Source organism: Tractidigestivibacter sp. (genome assembly GCF_050946515.1).
In the GTDB taxonomy this organism is placed as follows: domain Bacteria; phylum Actinomycetota; class Coriobacteriia; order Coriobacteriales; family Atopobiaceae; genus Tractidigestivibacter.
This window is the reverse complement of sequence record NZ_JBMNUX010000005.1, coordinates 115619-133775: the sequence shown is the minus strand read 5'-3', so window position 1 is coordinate 133775 and position 18157 is coordinate 115619. Positions and strand designations below refer to the sequence as shown.

The 18157-nt window shown below is 63.2% G+C and carries 14 protein-coding genes; 8 read left to right on the top strand and 6 right to left on the bottom strand.

What is annotated here, in order from left to right; all coding sequences use genetic code 11:
• Nucleotides 1–2: 2 nt before the first annotated feature.
• Entirely contained in the window at nucleotides 3–1442 is a 1440-nt protein-coding gene (locus tag ACOYJL_RS04710) for a 6-phospho-beta-glucosidase (protein ID WP_433569066.1), read from the bottom strand.
• A gap of 160 nt (nucleotides 1443–1602) precedes the next feature.
• Here ACOYJL_RS04710 and ACOYJL_RS04705 point away from each other — a divergent pair, with 160 nt between their 5' ends.
• From ACOYJL_RS04705 to ACOYJL_RS04695, 3 genes are all read left to right on the top strand, one after another.
• Entirely contained in the window at nucleotides 1603–2457 is an 855-nt protein-coding gene (locus ACOYJL_RS04705; RefSeq protein WP_433569065.1) for a MurR/RpiR family transcriptional regulator, read from the top strand.
• Between the two features lie 176 nt (nucleotides 2458–2633).
• Nucleotides 2634–3149, top strand: a complete 516-nt coding sequence (locus ACOYJL_RS04700) for a nitroreductase family protein (RefSeq protein ID WP_433569064.1) — start codon at nucleotides 2634–2636, stop codon at nucleotides 3147–3149.
• Nucleotides 3150–3299: 150 nt separating this feature from the next.
• A complete protein-coding gene (locus ACOYJL_RS04695; RefSeq protein WP_433569063.1) occupies nucleotides 3300–4826 on the top strand; it encodes a DUF2252 domain-containing protein in 1527 nt (508 codons plus the stop codon).
• Nucleotides 4827–5863: 1037 nt separating this feature from the next.
• On the opposite strand, the gene ilvC is transcribed toward ACOYJL_RS04695, so the two are convergent.
• The 4 genes from ilvC to ilvD all read right to left on the bottom strand — a co-directional run bounded on the left by ilvC (nucleotide 5864) and on the right by ilvD (nucleotide 11107).
• The gene (gene ilvC / locus ACOYJL_RS04690; RefSeq protein WP_433569062.1) at nucleotides 5864–6871 is read right to left on the bottom strand and encodes a ketol-acid reductoisomerase; all 1008 of its coding nucleotides are present in this window, start codon (nucleotides 6869–6871) and stop codon (nucleotides 5864–5866) included.
• An 89-nt stretch (nucleotides 6872–6960) separates the two neighbouring features.
• Nucleotides 6961–7476 (bottom strand): acetolactate synthase small subunit, encoded by a 516-nt coding sequence (ilvN, locus tag ACOYJL_RS04685; protein ID WP_433569061.1) that lies wholly within the window; start codon nucleotides 7474–7476, stop codon nucleotides 6961–6963.
• Nucleotides 7476–9446, bottom strand: coding sequence for a biosynthetic-type acetolactate synthase large subunit (ilvB, locus tag ACOYJL_RS04680; protein WP_433569060.1), 1971 nt, complete (start codon nucleotides 9444–9446; stop codon nucleotides 7476–7478). Before ilvB ends, ilvN begins: the two co-directional genes overlap by 1 nt.
• Nucleotides 9443–11107: a dihydroxy-acid dehydratase gene (ilvD, locus tag ACOYJL_RS04675; RefSeq protein WP_433569059.1), complete on the bottom strand. Its 1665-nt coding sequence runs from the start codon at nucleotides 11105–11107 to the stop codon at nucleotides 9443–9445. The genes ilvB and ilvD overlap by 4 nt, the downstream gene beginning before the upstream one ends.
• A 965-nt stretch (nucleotides 11108–12072) precedes the next feature.
• Between ilvD and ACOYJL_RS04670 the strand changes: the two genes are divergently transcribed.
• From ACOYJL_RS04670 to ACOYJL_RS04650, 5 genes are read left to right on the top strand one after another with little or no spacing between them, the layout of a single operon-like run.
• Nucleotides 12073–13392, top strand: coding sequence for a circularly permuted type 2 ATP-grasp protein (locus ACOYJL_RS04670; protein WP_433569058.1), 1320 nt, complete (start codon nucleotides 12073–12075; stop codon nucleotides 13390–13392).
• Nucleotides 13374–14057 carry an alpha-E domain-containing protein gene (locus ACOYJL_RS04665; protein WP_433569057.1) on the top strand — a complete coding sequence of 228 codons (684 nt, stop codon included), beginning with the start codon at nucleotides 13374–13376 and terminating at the stop codon, nucleotides 14055–14057. Before ACOYJL_RS04670 ends, ACOYJL_RS04665 begins: the two co-directional genes overlap by 19 nt.
• A gap of 9 nt (nucleotides 14058–14066) precedes the next feature.
• Nucleotides 14067–14906 carry a transglutaminase family protein gene (locus tag ACOYJL_RS04660; RefSeq protein WP_433569056.1) on the top strand — a complete coding sequence of 280 codons (840 nt, stop codon included), beginning with the start codon at nucleotides 14067–14069 and terminating at the stop codon, nucleotides 14904–14906.
• On the top strand, nucleotides 14893–15870 hold the full coding sequence (locus ACOYJL_RS04655) for a M14 family metallopeptidase (protein WP_433569055.1): 978 nt from the start codon (nucleotides 14893–14895) through the stop codon (nucleotides 15868–15870). The genes ACOYJL_RS04660 and ACOYJL_RS04655 overlap by 14 nt, the downstream gene beginning before the upstream one ends.
• The gene (locus ACOYJL_RS04650; RefSeq protein ID WP_433569054.1) at nucleotides 15867–16832 is read left to right on the top strand and encodes a M14 family metallopeptidase; all 966 of its coding nucleotides are present in this window, start codon (nucleotides 15867–15869) and stop codon (nucleotides 16830–16832) included. Before ACOYJL_RS04655 ends, ACOYJL_RS04650 begins: the two co-directional genes overlap by 4 nt.
• Nucleotides 16833–16863: 31 nt before the next feature.
• Here the strand turns inward: ACOYJL_RS04650 and ilvA are convergent, their stop codons facing one another.
• Entirely contained in the window at nucleotides 16864–18084 is a 1221-nt protein-coding gene (gene ilvA, locus ACOYJL_RS04645) for a threonine ammonia-lyase (protein ID WP_433569053.1), read from the bottom strand.
• Nucleotides 18085–18157: the final 73 nt, after the last annotated feature.

Below are 18157 nucleotides of genomic sequence, written 5' to 3'. Positions count from 1 at the left end.
CGCTAGGCAAGGTCTTCGCCGTTGGTGGCGATGACCTTCTTGTACCAGCCGAAGCTCTTCTTGCGGTAGCGCTTGAGCGTGCCGTTGCCCTCGTCGTCGCGGTCCACATAGATGAAGCCGTAGCGCTTGCTCATCTGCCCAGAGCCTGCGCTCACGAGGTCGATCGGGCCCCAAGTGGTATAGCCCCACACCTCGACGCCGTCTTCGGTGATGGTGTCGCGCAAAGCCGAGATGTGCTTGCGCAGGTAGTCGATGCGGTAGTCGTCGTTGACGGTGTAAGAGCCGTTTCCGTCGGGGACGAGCTCGTCCTTGGCGCCCAGGCCGTTCTCAACCACAAGGAGCGGCTTCTCGTAGCGGTCGTAGAGCTCGTTCATCGTGATGCGGAAGCCGAGCGGGTCGATGGCCCAGCCCCACTGGGACTGCTCGAGGTAGGGGTTCTTGACCCCGTTGAACGCGTTGCCCTGGGTGCGCGGCGCGTCGGTGTCCGGAGCGGCGGAGGTGCGCGTGGAGTAGTAGCTGAAGCTGATGAAGTCGACGGTGTTTTCGGCCAAGACCTCGCGGTCCTCCTCGGTCATGCCGAGGTCGATGCCCTTGCGCTCGAGCATGCGCAGGGTGTGGGCGGGATAGTGGCCACGTGCCTGCACGTCGATGAGCGAGAGCTCGCGCTGGGTGTCAAGCTGTGCGGCGCGCACGTCCTCCGGGCGGCAGCTGTAGGGGTAGAAGGAGCCTGCCGCCAGCATGCAGCCGATCTTGTTCTCGGGGTCGATGTCGTGGCCGATCTTGGTCGCCCAGGCGCTGGCCACCAGCTCGTGGTGCACGGCCTTCCACTCCGTCGACTCGTGGTCCTCGCCCGGCTCAAACGCGATGCCGGCACCCATCCAGGGAAGGTGGAAGATCATGTTGATCTCGTTGAACGTGAGCCAGTAGTGCACGAGGCCCTTGTAGCGCGAGAAGAGCGTGGTCACGAGACGCTTGTAGAAGTCGATGAGCTTGCGGTTGCGCCAGCCGCCGTACTGCTCGATCAGATGCATCGGGCAGTCAAAGTGCGTGATGGTCACAAGCGGCTCGATGTTGTGCTCGCGGCAGCAGCGGAAGAGGTCCTCGTAGAAGGCGAGCCCCTCCTCGTTCGGCTCGGCGTCGTCGCCATTGGGGAAGATGCGGCTCCATGCGATGGAGAGCCGGTACGTCTTGAAGCCCATCTCGGCGAAAAGGGCGATGTCCTCGCGGTAATGGTGATACATGTCGATGCCGGTCTTGGCGGGATAGTAGTGATTGGGGTCGAAGCCCATCATCTTCTTCTCGCCAGAGACAACCGCTAGGCGGTCCTTGCCTGCTGGTGCCACGTCCACGTTTGCCAAGCCGCGCCCGCCCTCGTCGTAGGCGCCCTCGCACTGGTTCGCGGCCGTAGCTCCGCCCCACAGGAAGTTCTCTGGAAATGCCATCGTGTCTTCCTTTCTGTTGCCGACTGTCAGATACGAGTATTGCCCATGCCGGTTGGAAGGGGAGCGCGAAAGCCTAATCTGATATCTCTTTTCTCCTTATCACACCTATAATGACCTGCTGAATGACACTTCTTGATACCCGTGCTTGTCAGGAGCCCCCATGGACATTGCTCGAAGGATCTCGCAAGCGAAAGACCTCACGCCGACCGAGCGCGCCATTGCCGACAAAGTGCTGCAGCTCGGAGAGGGGGTCATGGCGTACTCAATCAAAGAGTTCGCTGCATTCGTGGGGGTGTCCGTGCCATCGGTGCACCGCTTTTGCAAGAAGGTCGGGCTTGAGGGCTACAAGGAGCTCAAGGTCGAGGTAGCCCGCTCTGCCGCCGCTCGGGCGAACGCGGCTCACGTGGACGTGAACTTCCCGTTCCCGGCGGGGTCGACCTCCGCCGAGGTCACAAGGCGCATGCGAGAGCTCTACCAGGCGACCGTCGACGGCACAATCGCCCTTCTCGACGACGCGCAGATGGAGCATGCTGCGGAGCTTGCGATCCGCGCATCCGTCGTGGACATCTATGCGCAGTCGCACAATACGGGCCCGGCCCAGACCTTTGCCTATCGCCTGATGTCCATCGGGGTGCCCGCAACGGCGTACGTGGATTCTGAGGCCCTGGTTCGCTGTGCGCTCATGTCCGACTCCACGCATGTTGCCGTTTGCGTCTCTTACTCTGGCCGGGCGCCGATTCTTCCGAAAATCCTGCCAATCCTGCACTCAAACGGCACGCCCGTGGTGCTCGTGGGGACGCCGGAGGCGGCGAAGCTTCATCCTGGCCTTGCCGCGTACCTCTCGCTTGCCAATCAGGAGAGCCTGAACGACAGAATCACGCAGTTCTCGAGCCACCTTGCCGTGCTGTTTGTGCTCGACGTGCTGTACGGAAGCATGGTTGCGCGCACGTACGAGAAGAGCCTTGCGTTTCAGCGGCACGCCCACCGCTACACGACGCTGCCTGGATCTGCGTAAGGCGGTACGCCGGCTGCGGTTATGTAATAAGTGACTAAAACTGCCGCAAACTTTGAACAACCGTTCTGCAGGATTTGCCGAGTCCGCGTGCAATAGTTATCTCAGCCACAGCTACCGAGGCTGCTTCGGCCCTCGGCAGCCGCTTGGGAATGTTCTTGAGCGTGAAAGAAGGAGCCATGGAGTTTTCCGAGGTCATTCGCCTGCGCCGCTCGACGCGAGCGTTCACCGATCAGCAGGTGTCAGATGCCGACCTTCAGAAGGTGCTGGACGCGGCCCAGCTTGCGCCCATTGCGGGAGGCCAGTACTCGATGTCGCACATCACCGTTGTGCAGGACAAGGCCCTGCTCGACAAGATCCGAACTGCCTGCTCGTTCCAAAGCAAGCACCTCGACCCGCTCTACGGGGCGCCGACGCTCATCGTGCTCTCCGCCACGGGTCCCTCGTCCGATTGCATCGAGTACAGCAACGTTGCCTGCGCCATCGAGAACATGACGCTGGCGGCTGCCGACCTTGGCCTCGGCAGCGTCTACCTGTGGGGATTCCTGCGCAAGTTTCGCAAGAACGACGAGCTCGTCAGCGCGCTGCAGCTGCCTGAGGGCTACACGCCGCTCTCCGCGATGGCGCTCGGCTATGCGAAGGAGCCCGTCCAGCCGCGCGAGCCGACCGAGAACATCAAAGTCAATCGCATCTAGCGCAGACCGGGGCGCGCGGGGCAGCAAGCGCAACCGCGCGCCTTTTTCTCTTTGCCCCGCTTGTTGCGTTCATGCCTGCCGTCAATTTGGCGCGTCCTTCTCCGCCCTATACTGACTTACGAGTGCCCTGTCAGAAGGAGGAGCCAACCCATGGACATCGACGGCATCCGCAACCTGCGTAAACTTCCTGGCGAGAAGAGCATCGAGCTTCCGCTGCTGGCGGCTGAGGTTCCGCTTGCGTCGGGAGCGCTTCTTGACCGTTTGCGCAGCTCGGTAAACGCGGAGCTACATGGCCAGGAACATCAGGACCGGGAAGAGTCACGGACGGCGGGCAAGGCGCTCCGAAAGAAGGTGCCGAGAAGGAGCCACGCGGAGTGGGTTGTTTCTGAGGACCGTTCCGCTGCCATGGAGCTCATTCGGGGTCAGGAGCGCGGGCGCGTGCAGGAGCTTCTGCCCATTCGCCATCAGCGCATGGCCGAGTCGCCCTTCTCGTTTTTCCGCGGCGCTGCCGTCACGATGGCGGCAGACCTCGCGACGACACCGACGACCGACATCCGCGTGCAGGCGTGCGGAGACGCGCACCTGGCCAACTTCGGAATCTTCGCCTCGCCCGAGCGCCGCTTAGTTTTTGATATCAACGATTTTGACGAGACGCTTCCTGCGCCATGGGAGTGGGACATCAAGCGCCTTGCGACGAGCGTAGAGGTCTGCGGTCGCCACCTTGGCCTTTCCGCGGAAGAGCGCCTGCATGCGGTTCGCGATGCTGCGTCGGGCTACCACGAGGCAATAAACGCCTTCGCAAAGATGGGGAACCTCGAGGTTTGGTATGCCCACATGGACGTCGAGGGCATCATCCAAGAGCACGAGGACTACCTCGGAAAGGCCGAGCGTACGGAATTCCGCCGTGTAACCAAGCGCGCCGCCTCTAAGAACAGCAGCCGTGCGGTGGCCAAGCTCACCGAGGTCGTGGACGGTCAGCTTCGCATTGTGAGCGACCCTCCGCTGCTTGTTCCCTTCCGCGAGCTCGACACCATTGGCGTTTCGCAGGAAGATGCCGGTCGCTTCATCGGTGCGATTCTCGGGCGCTACCGGATGACGCTGCCGCGCGAGCGTCGCGAGCTAGTGGACCAATACGTGACTGACGACGTGGCGCGCAAGGTCGTGGGCGTTGGCAGCGTCGGAATGCGCAACTGGATTCTTGTGATGGAAGGCGCCGACAAGGACGATCCCCTGGTGCTGCAGGTCAAGGAGGCGACCGATTCGGTGCTCGAGCCATATGCGGGCAGGAGCACGTTTCGCGAGCATGGCCGGCGCGTGGTAGAGGGGCAGCGCGCAATTCAGACCGCTGGCGACATCCTGCTTGGCTGGGTGAGAGCCCCCACCTTTGACGGGTCGATGCACGACTTCTACGTGCGCCAGCTTTGGGACGCAAAGGGCTCGGTCGACTTAGAGAAGATGGACTCCCACGAGCTTTCGCGCTTCTCGCGGCTGTGCGGCTGGACCCTTGCCCACGCGCATGCCAAGACGGGCAACAGATTTGAGATCGCGGGGTATTTGGGGAAGGGAGACGGCTTCGACGAGGCCATCTGCGAGTTCGCGCAGTCCTATGCCGACCAGAACGAGATTGACTATCAGGCGTTTCTTGCCAGCTTTCCCGACGCCAAAGACGGGAGGTAGCGCGCTGCCGATGCGGGTCCCACACTACGGGACGGACGCTTCCGCCGCCAAGTTGCGCGACTTTTGCGGCATCAGAAGTCGCGCAACCTGGCAGGTTCGGCATCAGAGGTCGCGGAACCTGGCAATACGGGCATCAGAGGTCGCGCAACTTGGCAGCGCCCGGCATCAGAAGTCGCGGAACTTGGCACCGGGCGCGCTGCGGGCCGTCGTGTGGGACCGGGGCGGAAATGGCCCCTCGCGTCGTGCAGAGGTCGAGGGCGCTCCCGCAGGTCGCGAGCCGCGTCGTGCGGGGATGTGCTGGCGTAGGAGGGGCACTCTCCTGTTGTGTGGGTCCGCCCTGGGTGGCGCTGCGCCTGCGCCACTCCCCTGCCTGAGGCTTTGCGGAGGGCCCCTGCCCGAGGGGCCGCCTCGGGGGTGGGAGCCCCCGCACGACGCGAGGGGAGCCCGGCGCGCCTCGCCGCGTCCCGCGCTTCGTGGTCCGGCGGCGAGAGGGGCGCCCCGCACGTCACGAGGCATCATTTCTCTTGCGCCCCCACACGACGGGCCCCTGCCAGGTTGCGCGAGTTTTGCGGCATCAGAGGTCGCGGAACCTGGCAGGCCGGGCATCAGAGGTCGCGCAAGCTGGCAATACGGGCATCAGAGGTCGCGCAGCTTGGCAGCGCCCGGCATCAGAAGTCGCGCAACCTGTCACCGGACGCGCTGCCCCAATGCGTGAGCATCAGAGGTCGCGCAAGCTGGCAAAACGGGCATCAGAGGTCGCACAACTTGGCAGCGCCCGGCATCAGAAGTCGCGTAACCTGGCAGCGGCAGCACGATCCCCAATGCGTGGGCATCAGAACTCGCGGAACCTGGCAGCGGCAGCACGATTCCCATTGTGTGGGCATCAGAGGTCGCGCAAGCTGGCGGGCGCGATGCTAGGCAGGGGCGGTACCGCGGGCGCGGCATCGCCAACAAGAAAGAGCTGGTCGGGCAAGATGCTCGACCAGCTCTCTGTTGTGCGGTGCCTAGCGAACTTGCGCAGGTGCGAGAAACAGCGCCTAGTCCTCGCTGTCGCTGTTCAGCCAAGAGAACATGGAGCGAACGCGCGCGCCAGTCGTCTCGATCGGGTGGTTGTTAATCTTCTCGCGCTCCTCGAGCAGCTTCTTGTGACCGTTGTTGCAGTCGTCGACGAACTCCTGAGCAAAGCTGCCATCCTGGATGCGCTTCAGGATGTACTTCATGGCCTCGCGGGACTTGTCGTTGATCACCAGCGGACCGGCGTAGTACTCGCCGTACTCGGCCGTGTTGGAGATCGAGTAGTTCATGAAGTGGATGCCCTTCTCGTACATCAGGTCCACGATCATCTTCATCTCGTGATAGCACTCGAAGTAGGCGAGCTCCTCAGGATATCCTGCCTCGGTCAGGGTCTCAAAGCCAGCCTTGACCAGCTCGACGAGGCCGCCGCAGAGAACTGCCTGCTCGCCGAAGAGGTCCTCCTCGGTCTCCTGGGCGAAGGTCGCCTTGATGAGGCCGGAACGAGCGCCGCCCAGCGCCCATGCATAGGACATGGCCAGATCCCAAGCGTCGCCGGTGGCGTCCTTCTCGACGCAGACCAGGTCAGGCACGCCGGAGCCCTCGGTGTACTGGCGACGGACGATGTGGCCCGGGCCCTTGGGGGCGACCATGATCACGTTGACGCCCTCGGGAGCCTTGATGTAGCCGTAGTGGATGTTGAAGCCGTGAGCGAAGGCGAGCGTGTTGCCCGGCTCCAGGTTGTCCTTGATGTACTGCTCGTAGACCGCCGGCTGGGTCTCGTCCGGGGTCAGGATCATCACGACGTCGGCCTCCTTGGCGGCGGTGGCCATGTCGGTGACCTTGAGGCCATGCTCGCGGGCCTTCTCGGCAGAAGCGGAGCCCTCGCGCAGGCCAACGCGCACGTCGACGCCGGAGTCCATGAGGTTCAGCGCGTGGGCGTGGCCCTGGGAGCCATAACCAATGATGGCGACCTTCTTGCCCTGGATGATTGAGGGGTCGCAGTCCTTCTCGTAGTAAATCGTAACGGCCATGATGCAGTTCCTTTCTTTGTTGCTGGAGAAGCTATGCTTTCCGACGTTGGGCGAGCCCTCGGCCGGGTGAAGCCGTGAGAGACGGGGCCTTACTGGTCGTGCCCGCGCGACATCGCGATCTTGCCGGTGCGCGTAAGCTGGCGGATTCCGTAGGCTCGGAAGAGGTTCTCGAGCGCATCGAGCTTGCTCTCGGTGCCGGTGGCCTCTACTGTCAGCGTGTTCTTGCCCACGTCGACGATGTTTGCGCGGAAGACGTTTGCAATCTCGATGATCTCGTGACGGCGCTCGGGCGTGCACTGGACCTTGAAGAGCACCAGCTCGCGCTCGATGGCGTCATCTTCGGTGAGGTCGGAGATCTTGTACACCGAGACAAGCTTGTGCAGCTGCTTGGTGATCTGCTCAAAGCCGACCTCGTCAGCCTCGACGATGATGGTCATGCGTGACAAATTGACGTCCTCGGTTGGGGCGACGGTTAGAGAGTTGATGTTGAAGCCACGGCGGCTGATCATGCCGGTGACGCGCGAGAGCACGCCTGCCTTGTTCTCAACCAGCACCGACAGAATGTGCTTGTGCGTTGCCGGGTTGCTTGTCGTCTTCTGGGTCATTACTCGTCGCCCCCTTCCTCGTCGGCATCGTCTTCCTCGTCTTCGGCATCGTTGGCATGACCGCTATGGGAGCCAAAGCCCTTCTCGGTAACGCGCACGCCGCCCAAGGTGACGTCAAGCGCGCCGATGATGTCGTCGATTGCGGCACCAGGAGCAACCATCGGGTAGACGGTCTGGTCGGTGGGAATTACAACATCCAGCAGGTAGGGCACATCGGAGGCGAGCATTTCGTCCAGAGCGTCGTCGACCTCCTCGGGAAGCGAGATCCGGCGGCCGCGCCAGCCGTATGCGTCGGCGAGCTTGACAAAGTCAGGCACGTCGGGGTCGGGCAGCTTGGTGAACGAGTAGCGCTTGTTGTAGAAGAGCGACTGCCACTGGTAGACCATGCCAAGCGCGTGGTTGTCGATAATCAAGACCTTCACGTTTGCGTGCTCGACGATGGCGGTGGCCATCTCCTGCAGGTTCATCTGGAACGAGCCGTCTCCGGCCACGCAGACGACCTCGTCATCCGGGCAGCCAATCTTAGCGCCGATGGCGGCGGGGAAGCCAAAGCCCATGGTTCCGGCTCCGCCCGACGAGATGAACGTGCGCGCATGCTCGCGGCGGATGTTCTGATGCGCCCACATCTGGTGCTGACCGACCTCGGTGGTAACGATCGAGGCGTTGGGATCAAGCTTGTCGGAAAGCTTGGAGAGCACGATCTCCGGCGCAATCTTGTTGGGGTAGTCGACGGTGTTGGCGAACTCGTCGGTGTAGAACGGCCAGCGCTCGCGCCAAGACTGAACGTCCGCCCACCACTTCTGGTCGACGGGCTTGGCGTCCATCTTCTTCAGGCGCTCGTTGATAGACCCCAGCACGACCTTGGCGTCGCCCACTATGGGCACCACGGGGTTGATGATCTTGCCGATCTCTGCGGGGTCGATGTCAATATGGATGACCTTGGCATGCGGCGCAAACTCCGAGACCTTGCCGGTCACGCGGTCAGAGAAGCGCGCGCCCACGGCGATGAGCAGGTCGCATTCGGTGACGGCCATGTTTGCGTACTTGGAGCCGTGCATGCCGACGGGACCCAAGTTGAACTTGTTGGACGACGGCATGGCACCCTTGCCCATGAGCGAGGTGACCACGGGAATGTTCATGCCCTCGGCTAGCTCGGTGAGCTCGGTGCACGCATGGCTGGTGACGACGCCGCCGCCGGCGTAGAGGAGGGGCTTCTTCGCTTTCGCGATGAGTGCCGCAGCCTGCTTGACCTGCCGCGCATTGCCGCGATAGGTGGGCTTGTAGCTGGGAATCGAGATGGAGTCGGGATAGTGGAAGACGACCTTCTCGCCAGATATGTCGCTGGGGACGTCGATGAGGACCGGGCCGGGCCTGCCAGTGGAGGCGATGTAGAAGGCCTTCCTGAACGTCTCGGTCAGCTCGTCGATGGACTGCAGCAAGAACGAGTGCTTGACGATGGGGATCGTGATGCCCACGATGTCGGATTCCTGGAACGAGTCGGTGCCGATGACGCCGCGCGTAACCTGGCCGGTGATGACGACCAGCGGCACGGAGTCCATGTAGGCGGTCATGATGCCAGTCACGGTGTTGGTGGCGCCAGGTCCAGAGGTGACGAGAACGACGCCAACCTTGCCCGTGGCACGCGCATAGCCGTCGGCCATGTGCGTGGCGCCCTGCTCGTGGCGGGCGAGCACGTGGTGGATCTTCTTCGAGTCGTAGAGCGCGTCGTAGATCTTGATGGCCTGGCCGCCGGGATAGCCAAAGATGGTGTCGACGCCCTCGGCCTCGAGGCTCGCGATAATTGCCTGCGCGCCGGTAAGCGTCTTGCCTTCGTACTCGGTGTGGCTGCCGGGGCCGAAGGGCTTGCCCTCGATGGCAATCTGCTTGCGGGCGAGCTTCTCGGCTACTGAAGCTGCGTGCTTGTCTGCGGCGCTCTTCTCGGCGATGTCGCCTTTGTCCTTGTCCGTCATGACAGGTAGGCCCCCTTATCTGCGCTGGTGACGAGCTTTGCGTAACGAGAGAGGACGCCGGTCGTGTACCTGGGCGCGGGCGGCTCCCAAGCGGCGCGGCGTCGCGCCATCTCGTCTTCCGGGACGAGCAGGTCGATCGTGCCGGCCTCGATGTCGATCGAGATCTGGTCGCCCTCGTGGACGAGCGCGATCGGGCCGCCGGCTGCGGCCTCGGGGCTCACGTGGCCAACGCACGGGCCCTTGCTTGCGCCGGAGAAGCGCCCGTCGGTGACGAGCGCGACCGACTTTGCCAGACCCATGCCGCAGATGGCGGAGGTTGGGGTGAGCATCTCGCGCATGCCGGGACCGCCGGCGGGTCCCTCGTAGCGAATCACGACGACGTCGCCGGGCTTGATCTGGCCGCCAAAGATGGCGTCGCAGGCTGCCTCCTCGGAGTCGAAGACGCGCGCGGGGCCGGTGTGCTTGTACATGCTGGGGTCGACGGCGCTCTTCTTGACGACGCCGCAGTCGGGTGCGAGGCTGCCGCGCATGACCTTAAGGCCGCCGTCGGGAGAGTAGGCGTCCTCGATGTGGTGGACGACCTTGCCGTCCACGGGCGGGCACTGCTCGACCCACTCGCCCATGGTGCCGTGGCAGGTGTTGGCGGTGAGGTCGAGAAGCCCGTGGCGGCCGAGCTCGCCGATGATCGCGGAGACGCCGCCCACGTCGTTGAGGTCCTGGATGTGGAGCGGTCCGGCGGGCGCCAGGCGCACGATGTTAGGGGTAGAGGAGCAAGCCTTGTCCCAGTCGTCCATCGTGACGGGGCAGCCAGCCGCGTGGGCGATGGCCGTGAGGTGCAGCATGGTGTTGGTGGAGCCGCCGAATGCCTGGTCAAGCGCCATGCCGTTCTTTACGGCGCGCGCGTCAATGATCTTGCGGGCGGTGATGCCCTTCTCGAGGAGCTCCATGACCTTCATGCCGGCGTGCTTGGCCAGGCGGATGCGCGCGGAGTAGACGGCGGGGATGGTGCCGTTTCCGGGCAGGGCGATGCCGAGAGCCTCTGCGAGGCAGCAGATGGAGTTGGCCGTGAACATGCCGGAGCAGCTGCCGCAGGTGGGGCACGCCGTCTCCTCGTACCAGTGCATCTCCTCCTCGGTCATGGTTCCGGCGGTCACCTGGCCGGCTGCGTCAAAGAGCGTGTTGAGGTCGGTCTCCTCGCCGTTGCGCCCACGACCGGCGAGCATCGGGCCGCCGGAGACCAGCACGGTCGGGATGTCCAGGCGGCACGCCGCGATCAGCATGCCGGGGACGATCTTGTCGCAGCTGGGAATCAGGACCATGGCATCGAACTGGTGACCCTGGATGGCGCACTCGACGGAGTCGGCGATGACCTCGCGGCTCGTGAGCGAGTAGCGCATGCCTTCGTGGTTCATGGCGATGCCGTCGCAGACGCCGATGGTGTTGACCTGCAGAGGGGTGCCGCCCGCCATGCGGACGCCAGCCTTGACGGCCTCGGCGATCTTGTCCAGGTGGATGTGGCCGGGAATGACCTCGTTCTGTGAGGAGACGACCGCGACAAGCGGACGCTCCAGCTCTTCATCGGTAAGGCCGTCGGCCTTCAGAAGGCTGCGGTGCGGCGCGCGTGCCAGCCCCTTCTTGATGGCATCACTTCGAAGCTCCATGATCACCTCTCGCTTTCCTGTCTTGCGTTCGAGAAATGCGAGGATAGTGAGATTGGAAATCGGAGCCCTCGTGTGATGCCCGTAACGGTGGGTACCGGCTCGGGGTAATGACTCTTCTCGCCTTTGGTGGTGTCCGAGGCGAGAAGCGCGTTAACCTGAGCAGCTCGAGGACCTTTCCGGACCGCCCACCGCGGGTTCTCATGGTTCATCCGCTTTCTGTGGGATGGCGCGGTCTGTACTCATCCTGTCATCGCATTTGCTCGGCTATGCATTTGTTGCTGAAAGATTGTACACGCATTTCTAGTCAATACACCCTCGTTATTCAGTCTGTAACTTCAGGTTATTTGCAGACGGCTGCAGACGGGCGCTCGGTGGGCGCGTGCGTGATGCCAGGTTGCGCGACCTCTGATGCTTACGCAACGGGAATCGTGCTGCCGCTGCCAGGTTCCGCGAGTTCTGATGCTCACGCATTGGGGATCGTGCTGCCGCTGCCAGGTTCCGCGACTTCTGATGCTGAGGCTTGCCAAGTTGCGCGACCTCTGATGCCCGTTTTGCCAAGTTCTGCGACCTCTGATGCCCGGCCTGCCAGCTTAGGCGACTTCTGATGTCGCAAAACTCGCGCAACTTGGCAGTGCTCCGTTGTGTGGGGCAGGAGCCCGTTGTGTGGGGCAGGCCGCCGTTGTGCGGGGCAGGCCGCCGTTGTGTGGGGGCGCAACTCTGTTGTGTGGGACTGGCCTGGCCGCCTGATCGCAGGACCTGACCTTGGGGGCTTTTCGGTTGCTACGGCCTCGTCGTACGGGCATCGGCAGCGCGGTCTCAAACCAAATTCTTGCGCGTTTAGAAACGGCTTCGAAACGCCCGGTCATCGTGCTGCAATTTATTGCATACGGTCGCGAAACCAGCGCATGCAACGATTTACTTGCTATTTGGCGCGCACTCAGGATACCAAGGGGGAGGGGGTGCCCATGCCTGCCTATGATGAACTCGTGACCCATACTTCCAAGATCAACCAGCAGCTTGCACGCTATGGGGTCAAATTCGGTCTATACAAGAATGGGGAATTCAAGGAGCGTCTTTTTCCTTTCGACCCCATCCCACGCATCATCTCTGCATCAGCGTGGGATGCGCTGTCTCGCGGCCTCGTTCAGCGCGTGGATGCGCTGAACGCCTACCTGCGCGATCTCTATGGCGAGAAGAACGCGATACATGACGGCGTCATTCCCGAGGAATTTGCCTTCTCTTCTTCGGGCTACCTGCCAGAATGCGAGGGCATCACGCCGCCCAAGGGCATCTACAGCCACATATCGGGCATCGACTTGGTGGAGGCCGAGGGAGGAGAATGGTACATCCTCGAGGACAACCTTCGCATTCCCTCTGGGGCGAGCTACCCGCTCATCGCCCGCTCGCTCTGCCGGCGCTGCGATGCCAAGACCTTCCGCACCATGCCACTCGTCGACAATCGCGACTATGGAAAGCGCCTGCGCGCCGTGATGGACAACGTGAACACCGGTGGCATTAACGTGGTGCTTACGCCGGGTCGCTACAACTCGGCCTATTTCGAGCATGCCTACCTTGCCGAGCAGGCGGGCGCCGTGCTCGCGGAGCCGGGCGACCTCTATGTAGAAAACGCCCATCTCTACTATCGCAGTGGCGCGAGCTCCTCGCTCGTGGGCGCGGTCTATCGGCGAATCTCCGACGAGTTTCTCGACCCCCTGTGCTTCAACGCGGAGAGCCTTATCGGCGTGCCCAACCTCATGGTGGCCTATCGCGCGGGCAACGTCGCCATCATCAATGCGCCAGGCAACGGAGCCGCGGACGACAAAGGCACATACTACTTTGTTCCGAAGCTCATCAAGTACTACCTGGGAGAGGAGCCCATCCTCAAGAACGCGCCCACCTACCTGCCCATCTATCCAGAAGACATGGCCTATGTGCAGGACCACGCCGACACCCTTGTGATCAAGGACGTCGCCGAGGCGGGAGGCTATGGGGTGGTGTTCGGCTCGTCGCTTGCCCCGCTCGAGCTGGCAAAGCTCAAGCGGAAGATTGCGGAGGAGCCGCGCCGCTTCATTGCTCAGGAGGTCGTTGACTTCCTCTGCCTTCCGACCGTTATCGACGGTCGCATCCAACCGCGTAAAGCTGACTTGCGCGCATTCGTGCTCTCCGGCGAAACCACTACCGTGTGGCCGAGCGGGCTCACGCGCTATGCCGTCGAGGAGGGGTCGGCCATCGTCAACTCGTCTCAGGGAGGAGGCTTTAAGGACACATGGGTTCTCTATCACTAGGAAGGGCGGACCGCTTGCTTTGGCTTGGCCGCTACATCGAGCGCGCCTTTACAACGGAGCGCTTCATCGTTTCCACCTACGACAAGGCGCTCGACTCTACCGAGGGCAACTGGAAGGGACAGCTCGAGGAGCTTGGCTTCGACGAGAAGACCGATGACCCCATCGAGTTCTTCCATGATTGCCTCTTCGATGTCGAGAATCCCGCGTCGCTCGCGCACTCCATTGGAGCCGCTTACGACAATGCCGTCCACCTTCGCGACATCCTAGGGACCGAGACGGTCTCGTACGTGCAGATGGCCTACGACTCTCTCTACGCCGCCGAGGGCGGGAAGGAGCCGCTTCTCGACCTGCAGACGACCATCGACAATATCATGGCCTTCAGGGGCTGCGTGGACGACTACGTCTCTGACGGGGCGGCGCGCAACATCATCAAGAGCGGCATCTCGCTCGAGCGCATCGACCTCTACGCGCGACTTGGCTACAAGCTTGAGGCGCTTCCCTATGAAGTTCACCTCCTGGCCGTTCGCAGCTCTCGCTCTGGCATGCCATTTGACAACCAGCGTCTCAAAGCGGTCGTCGACCTCGTGTACAGCCCGGGCTTCCCTGATGGGGTAACCTACGAGCAGCTGGGCGAGCTTCTCGTCAATCTTGCCCACATCTACTAGGGAGGCCGCATGAGGGCTCTTGGGTTCTATTTTGAGACGATCCTGCGGCTGTCGGGCTCGGTGTACGACCACGACTTCGTCCTGCGCTGCCTGCCAAGAAGCTCTGCGCGGCAGACGGTGATGGACAGCAACGTCACGACCTCTCCCTCGACCGCGCTCGTGCGTCAGGTCGACGGGTTTGGAAACATCCTGCTCTCTGGGCGGATCCCGCAGAAGCATGACCTGTTCTCCTTCTTCGTCTCGGGCGTCGTCTTGGTGGACGAGGAGGCGCGCCTGGGAGATTCTCCCTGGAAGGACGGTCCCGAAAGCCCGCTCTTCTCTCATGAGAGCGCGCTGACTAAACCGGACCTCGCAATTCGCCAGTTTGCCGCCGATGTGCTGGTGTCGATGGGCGGCGCGAGCGCCTACGAGCGCGCCGTCGCCCTATGCAAGGCCGTGGGAGAGCGCATGTCGTACGTGCCCGGATCGACCGACGTGGCCACGACGGCTGGCGAAGCGCTCGCGAAGGGTAGCGGAGTCTGCCAGGACTACACGCACATCCTGCTCGCGCTCTGTCGCTATGCGGGGATTCCGGCGCGCTATGCGAGCGGGTTCCTTCTCGGAGAGGGCGCTACGCACGCTTGGGTGGAGGTCTTCGACGGCAAGCACTGGCGCGGACTTGACCCCACGAACGGTCGTGAGGCTGGAGATGACTACATCGTGATGAGCTACGGTCGAGACTTTGACGACTGCTCAATCGAGCGCGGCGTGTTTCGCGGCTGCGTCCAGCAGACGCAGACGGTCAGGGTCACGGTGCGCGACGAGGCGTTCGAGGAGCAGGGAGGGGGCGTCGACCTTGGCGCGGATTGAGACGGTCTTCTCGGCGGAGCTTCCCGTTGGAGAACGGCTGGTTATCAAGAAGCATCGCATCGAGGGAACGGCCCCAGCGCCCTTCTCCGCCACGCCGCCGGCCGACGGTCACAGACCGCGAATCGTGGTGGTCACAGGCATTCATGGCGACGAGCTCGAAGGTCAGTACGTGGCCTACCGCCTGGGCAAGCTCCTGGAGGAGAGGCGAAACCTGCTCTGGGGCACGATTGACATCTTTCCCGCGGTGAATCCGCTTGGCATCAACTGCATTGAGCGCGGCGTGCCCATGTTCGACATCGACCTCAACCGGACATTTCCGGGAGACCCCGCGGGCGACCTTACGGAGACGCTCGCCGCGGCGGTGACAGCAGACGTCGAGGGCGCCGACGCCGTGGTGGACATTCACGCGTCGAACATTTTCCTTCGAGAGATGCCGCAGGTGCGCATCAACGAGCGCTCCGCAGATGTCCTGCTGCCGCTGGCGCCGCTCTTGAACGTTGACCTCGTGTGGGTTCACGCGTCGGCGACGGTGCTGGAATCCACCTTCGCCTACGCCCTGAACGAGCGCCGGACGCCAACGCTCGTGGTCGAGACGGGCGTGGGCATGCGCATAACGCGCTCCTATGGCGAAAGGCTGACGCAGGGCGTTCTCCGTCTGGCCGCGCATTTTGGCGCGTGGGGCGGGTCTGCGGAGGCGAGCCCCGAGCCCATCGTCTCCCATGACGGCGCGGTATCGTACCTGAACGCAGAGAGCGGCGGCATCTTTTTGCCCGAGGTGGAGCATGGCTCGCATGTGGAGAAGGGCCAGCTCATCGGAGTGGTCGCCAGCGCCTCCAAAGGCGAGGTTGTCCAGCGCGTTATAGCCCCCGAGTCGGGTCTGCTCTTCACGCTGCGCGAGTACCCCGTGGTCTATCCGGGGTCCCTGCTCGCGCGAATCCTGAATGATGGAGGCGACACGCAATGAGGCGACTGACGCTCTACTCGCTGGACACTCCCTATCGCGAGACCCTCTCCATCAGGGGCTTTGAGTTCGGCAACCCGGACGCCGAGCCGTGCGTGGCCATTGTCGGCGCCATGCGCGGCAACGAGTACGAGCAGAACTTCATCTGCGCCGAGCTCGTGCGACGCCTGCAGGACATGGAGGCGGCCGGCATCACGAACGCCGACAAGCGCGTGCTGGTGGTGCCGTCGGTCAACCCGTTCTCGATGAACGTGGCGGAGCGCTTCTGGCCCGTGGACCACACGGACATCAACCGCATGTTCCCAGGCTACAACCTAGGGGAGACGACGCAGCGCATTGCGGCTGGGCTCTTTGCGGCGGTGAGCCCTTACGCCTACGGCATCCAACTCTGTAGCTACTACCTGTCGGGAGACTTCACGCCTCACGTGCGAATCACGCGGGCCAACGAGCTCTCTGACGAGGCGATTGCCATGGCAGACGACTTTGGCTTCCCCTACGTGCTCGTGCACGAGCCGAGCTCCTTTGACACCACCACGCTCAACTACAACTGGCAGGTATGGGAGACGCGCGCGTTCTCGGTCTACTCGCGCGACATGGGCGGGCTGGATGTTGAGGTCGCCGCGACGGTGCAGGACAACATCCTGCGCTTTCTTGCGGCGCGCGGCGTACTCGATGCGGCGGCAGCGGGCGGCTTTCACTCGCTGCATATCTCGGATGGCGACCTCGTTCGCGTGCGGACGAAAGAGGCCGGAGGGTTCTTCGTGCGGAGCGTCCGCGTGGGGCAGCGCGTCAGGCGGGGGCAGCAGCTCGGCGTCGTTGTTGACGCCTATGACGGGCACGTCCGCGAGGAGCTCGTGAGCCCGCTGGACGCGCGCGTGTTCTTCTCGCATGTGTCGCCGACGATCAACCAGTACACGCTGGCCTTCTCGCTTGCGCCCTCGGTTGGCTGGGAGCACGCACAGTAATGCTTGCGCGCTCTACGCTCGGCCGCGCTCGCTACAGCGAGGTCAGCACGATCTCGGGCTTGAAGCCAGCGTCGCGCAGGGCCTGGACAATCTGCTGCTTGTGATCCTCTCCGTATGCCTCGATGGTTACGCGCAGCTCCACGGCGGCGTTGCGGTTCACGGACACAAACTGGTTGTGCTCCAGCTTGATCACGTTGCCACTCTGCTCGGCGATGACGCTCGCGACCTTCACGAGCATGCCAGGGCGGTCGGGGAGCATGACGCTCACCGTGAAGATGCGGCCGCGCTGGACAAGGCCGTGCTGCACGACCGTGGACATGGTGATGACGTCCATGTTGCCGCCGGAGAGGATTGAGACCACGCGCTTGTTCTCGGCGGGAAGGTGCTTGAGCGCGGCCACTGTGAGGAGCCCTGAGTTCTCGACGATCATCTTGTGGTTCTCGACCATGTCGAGGAAGGAGACGACCAGCTCGTCGTCGTCCACCAAGATCACGTCGTCGAGGTTCTGCTGCAGGTACGGGAAGACCTTGTCCCCGATCTCGAGCACGGCGGTGCCGTCGGCGATGGTGTTGGCCGTGGGGATCTTGACGGTGTGGCCGGCCTCAAGCGCGGCGGTGAGGCTTGCTGCGCCAGAGGGCTCGACGCCCACGACGCGAATCTTGGGGTTGTAGAGCTTGGCGAAGGTGGAGACGCCGCAGGCAAGGCCGCCACCGCCCACGGGGACAAGGATGGTGTCAACAAGTGGCAGCTCCTGCACGATCTCCATGGCGATGGTGCCCTGGCCGGTTGCCACGGTGGTGTCGTTGAAGGGCGGGATGTAGGTGAGGCCCTGCTCCTCGGCCAGCTCGACGGCGCGCTCCTTGGCGTCGTCGAAGACGTCGCCGTAGAGGATGACCTCGGCGCCGTAGCCCTTGGTGCGCTCGACTTTGATGAGCGGCGTGGTGGTGGGCATCACGACGACGGAGCGCGCTCCGGCGTGCGTTGCTGCATAGGCCACGCCCTGCGCGTGGTTGCCAGCGGAAGCAGTGATGACGCCGCGGTCGAGGTCCTCGCGGCTCATCTTCGAGATCTTGTAGTAGGCGCCGCGCAGCTTGTAGGCGCCAGTGCGCTGCAGGTTCTCGGGCTTCAGCCACACGCGGTTGCCGGAGACCTCCGAGAAGTACGGGCTCTCGACCAGCTTTGTCTCGAGCGTGACTTCCTTAACTTTCTCGGATGCCTCCTCAAAGGCCTCGAGGGTGAGCATGTCTGCCATGAAAAGTCCCCCTAACCGCGCTGCTGCGCCGTGTTTTTGACATGGGATGTTTCGGCACGTCGACGGTTTGGCG

Coding starts and splice junctions, on each gene's coding strand:
- ACOYJL_RS04670 (WP_433569058.1), top strand. CDS start 12,073: ATGCCTGCCTATGATGAACTCGTGACCCATACTTCCAAGATCAACCAG.
- ACOYJL_RS04650 (WP_433569054.1), top strand. CDS start 15,867: ATGAGGCGACTGACGCTCTACTCGCTGGACACTCCCTATCGCGAGACC.
- ilvA (WP_433569053.1), bottom strand. CDS start 18,084: ATGGCAGACATGCTCACCCTCGAGGCCTTTGAGGAGGCATCCGAGAAA.
- ilvB (WP_433569060.1), bottom strand. CDS start 9,446: ATGACGGACAAGGACAAAGGCGACATCGCCGAGAAGAGCGCCGCAGAC.
- ACOYJL_RS04665 (WP_433569057.1), top strand. CDS start 13,374: ATGGGTTCTCTATCACTAGGAAGGGCGGACCGCTTGCTTTGGCTTGGC.
- ACOYJL_RS04710 (WP_433569066.1), bottom strand. CDS start 1,442: ATGGCATTTCCAGAGAACTTCCTGTGGGGCGGAGCTACGGCCGCGAAC.
- ACOYJL_RS04695 (WP_433569063.1), top strand. CDS start 3,300: ATGGACATCGACGGCATCCGCAACCTGCGTAAACTTCCTGGCGAGAAG.
- ACOYJL_RS04705 (WP_433569065.1), top strand. CDS start 1,603: ATGGACATTGCTCGAAGGATCTCGCAAGCGAAAGACCTCACGCCGACC.
- ACOYJL_RS04700 (WP_433569064.1), top strand. CDS start 2,634: ATGGAGTTTTCCGAGGTCATTCGCCTGCGCCGCTCGACGCGAGCGTTC.
- ilvD (WP_433569059.1), bottom strand. CDS start 11,107: ATGGAGCTTCGAAGTGATGCCATCAAGAAGGGGCTGGCACGCGCGCCG.
- ilvC (WP_433569062.1), bottom strand. CDS start 6,871: ATGGCCGTTACGATTTACTACGAGAAGGACTGCGACCCCTCAATCATC.
- ilvN (WP_433569061.1), bottom strand. CDS start 7,476: ATGACCCAGAAGACGACAAGCAACCCGGCAACGCACAAGCACATTCTG.
- ACOYJL_RS04660 (WP_433569056.1), top strand. CDS start 14,067: ATGAGGGCTCTTGGGTTCTATTTTGAGACGATCCTGCGGCTGTCGGGC.